The organism is Pseudomonas sp. R62 (assembly GCF_000257605.1).
GTDB lineage: Bacteria > Pseudomonadota > Gammaproteobacteria > Pseudomonadales > Pseudomonadaceae > Aquipseudomonas > Aquipseudomonas atacamensis.
The window spans coordinates 1,685,596-1,688,611 of the sequence record NZ_JH635999.1 but is presented as its reverse complement, the minus strand read 5'-3'; the positions used below and the strand labels follow the sequence as shown (position 1 = coordinate 1,688,611).

The 3,016-nt window shown below is 58.0% G+C and carries 2 protein-coding genes and 1 tRNA gene; 2 read left to right on the top strand and 1 reads right to left on the bottom strand.

Features of this window, described 5'->3' with window-relative positions:
- Positions 1–117: 117 nt before the first annotated feature.
- A tRNA-Gln gene (locus tag OQK_RS25575) sits at positions 118–192 on the top strand.
- Between the two features lie 114 nt (positions 193–306).
- On the opposite strand, the gene OQK_RS25570 is transcribed toward OQK_RS25575, so the two are convergent.
- Positions 307–2,295 carry a peptidase U32 family protein gene (locus OQK_RS25570; RefSeq protein WP_016774946.1) on the bottom strand — a complete coding sequence of 663 codons (1,989 nt, stop codon included), beginning with the start codon at positions 2,293–2,295 and terminating at the stop codon, positions 307–309.
- Between the two features lie 224 nt (positions 2,296–2,519).
- Here OQK_RS25570 and OQK_RS25565 point away from each other — a divergent pair, with 224 nt between their 5' ends.
- Positions 2,520–2,996 (top strand): hypothetical protein, encoded by a 477-nt coding sequence (locus OQK_RS25565; protein ID WP_016774945.1) that lies wholly within the window; start codon positions 2,520–2,522, stop codon positions 2,994–2,996.
- Positions 2,997–3,016: the final 20 nt, after the last annotated feature.

The window sequence follows — 3,016 nt, the reverse complement described above, 5'->3', positions numbered from 1 at the left end:
ATAAGTGGCTGTTTTAAACAAAAAAAATTTTATCTCGGGCTTCCCAAATGAAATGAATGTTGTTAAATTGCGCCCCGTTCTCACAGCGATCCTCACGGAGCCGCTGACCAGAGCTACAGGGGCGTCGCCAAGCGGTAAGGCAGCAGGTTTTGATCCTGCCATGCGTTGGTTCGAATCCAGCCGCCCCTGCCATCTAACGAAAAAACGCCAACTTCGCAAGAAGTTGGCGTTTTTTTATGCCTGCGATTTACCGCGCTTGAGTCAACCGGGCTTGCGCGGCGCCGAAGCACCGCGCACGCCGGTCACTCAGTGCGGTGCGCGCGGGATGGTTTTCATCAGGTCTTCAGGGCTGATGTGGCCGACCACGCTGCCCGGCTGCGGCAGGTTGAGGATGTGGCCTTTCATCTTGCCGATGATGTGCATCTCGCACGGCTTGCAATCGAACTTCAGCGTCAGCACTTCATCGCCGTGGATCAACTGCATCGGCGCGACCTTGGTACGCACACCGGTGACGCCTTTGGCCTGCTTCGGGCACAGGTTGAAGGAGAAACGCAGGCAGTGCTTGGTGATCATCACCGGCACTTCGCCCGGCTCTTCGTGAGCTTCGTACGCCGCGTCGATCAGCTTGACGCCGTGACGGTGGTAGAAGTCGCGCGCCTTCTGGTTGTAGACGTTGGCGAGGAAGGTCAGGTGCGAATCGGGGTACACCGGCGGCGGCGTGGTTTCGGCCTTGCGGCTGCCACGCGGATGCGCGGCGACACGTGCCGCAGTCAGCGCTTCGATGACTTCGCGGCGCAGGGACTTGAGCTGCGAGTTGGGAATGAAGAACGCTTGCGGCGCATCCAGCTTGATGTCAGTGGCGTGATACTGCGTGGTGCCGAGCTGGCCGAGCAGGTCGCGCAACTGCTCCAGCGCTTGCTCAGGCTTGTTGGCAACGCCGAACGGCCCGCTGAGGGTAACGCTGGCGCTGATGCCTTCCTCGCTGGTCGCGGTCACTTCCAGCTGTTCTTCGCGCAGACGAGCGAACCAGCTCAGGGCCACACGACGTTCCGAAGAAGTTTTCTGCAACGCCTGTTGCCAGTTGTGATCGAGGTTGCGATTGAGCGGGTGGCTCGGACGCAGCTTGAACAGGCCCTCGGGCATTTCGTTCGGCTCGACGCGGTAGCGGTAGCGCTTCTCGCCGTCTTCTTCGAACTCGCCTTTGGCCTCGGCGATGTTGGCGCGGAAACCGACCACTTCGCGCTTGACCAGTACGTTCAGGCCGTCGCCGTTGGACAGCGGTTCGTGAGTGACAACCTGCATGTCACGCTTGCCGACTTTTTCCACCGTACCGACCGGCAGGCCGGTGAAGGTTGGCGAATCGAAGGCGCCGATGTCGATCTTGCGATCGGTCACGAAATAATCGGTGCTGCCACGGTGGAAGGTCTTTTCCGGGTCGGGCAGGAAGAAATGCACGGTGCGGCCGCTGGAAGCGCGGGCCAGGTCCGGGCGGTCTTCAAGCACGTCGTCGAGGCGCTGGCGGTAATAGGCGGTGATGTTCTTCACATAGCCCATGTCCTTGTAGCGACCCTCGATCTTGAACGAACGCACGCCGGCCTCGACCAGTGCGCGGATGTTGGCGCTCTGGTTGTTGTCTTTCATCGACAGCAGGTGTTTTTCGTAGGCGATCACGCCACCCTTTTCATCCTTGAGGGTGTAGGGCAAGCGGCAGGCCTGGGAGCAGTCGCCACGGTTGGCGCTGCGGCCGGTTTGCGCATGAGAGATGTTGCACTGGCCGGAGAAGGCCACGCACAGCGCGCCGTGGATGAAGAATTCGATGGCCGCGTCGGTTTCATCGGCGATGGCGCGGATTTCTTTCAGGTTCAGCTCGCGGGCCAACACCAACTGGGAGAAACCGGCCTGATCGAGGAACTTCGCTCGCTCGAGGGTGCGGATGTCGGTCTGGGTCGAGGCGTGCAGCTCGATCGGCGGAATGTCCAGCTCCATCACGCCCAGATCCTGGACGATCAGCGCATCGACGCCAGCGTCATACAACTGATGGATCAGCTTGCGCGCCGGCTCCAGTTCGTTGTCGTGCAGGATGGTATTGATGGTGGTGAAAATACGCGCGTGGTAACGGCGGGCGAACTCGACCAATTCGGCGATTTCGCTGACTTCGTTGCAGGCGTTGTGGCGTGCGCCGAAGCTCGGGCCGCCGATGTACACGGCGTCAGCGCCATGCAGGATGGCCTCGCGGGCAATGGCGACATCGCGGGCAGGGCTGAGCAATTCCAGGTGATGCTTGGGCAAGGACATAGTTTTTTTAGTCAGGCGGTCACGGGCAAGGGGCGCATTGTACCTGTGAAACACCCAGGCGGCACCAGCGTGCCGATATCAGGTACGAAGGACTTAGCACAATACGAGGCAATGCATAACTGTAAAGTCTGTCAGTTGTCCGTCCGCGTCCAAAGCGTGAACATCAGGTGGGAGCGGGAAAGTCGCTCTGGCCTATATCACGCAAGACATTGGAGATTAATATCATGAACGGTAACAACGCCTTCGCGACGATTGGTATCGCGGATTTCGCCTCGTTTAAATCGCGTCCGCAGAAGAAGGCCGAGGTGTATTACAAAGCGGTCGTTTCACCCAATCATCCGGGCATCGGCAAGCCAATATTCTCCGCTACTCGGCATCTTTATTTCGGCACAAAGGAAACGTTCAGCGTTATTGGTCAATATTTTACGGACGAGGTGGGTGAGATTATTTCATTTGTGATAGATCGCTCCCTTAAGGACGGTACGCATGAAGTTGGCGGGTTCGGAAGTTCCGTGGCGGGAGTGATGACTATGTCGCATGAAATTTTATATGCGAAAACAGGAACGATAGAGTTTGCGCGCAAACACGAAGAAGGTACCGATTCGATTACGGCAACATTCAATTTTGAAGTCGAGCACCGCGGGCAAACATACCGGGTATCAGAAGGTAAACTGTTTGTTGTAGCTAGCGGTCCACTTTGAGTTTTGTGAATAGACCGTTG

Coding starts and splice junctions, on each gene's coding strand:
- OQK_RS25570 (WP_016774946.1), bottom strand. CDS start 2,295: ATGTCCTTGCCCAAGCATCACCTGGAATTGCTCAGCCCTGCCCGCGAT.
- OQK_RS25565 (WP_016774945.1), top strand. CDS start 2,520: ATGAACGGTAACAACGCCTTCGCGACGATTGGTATCGCGGATTTCGCC.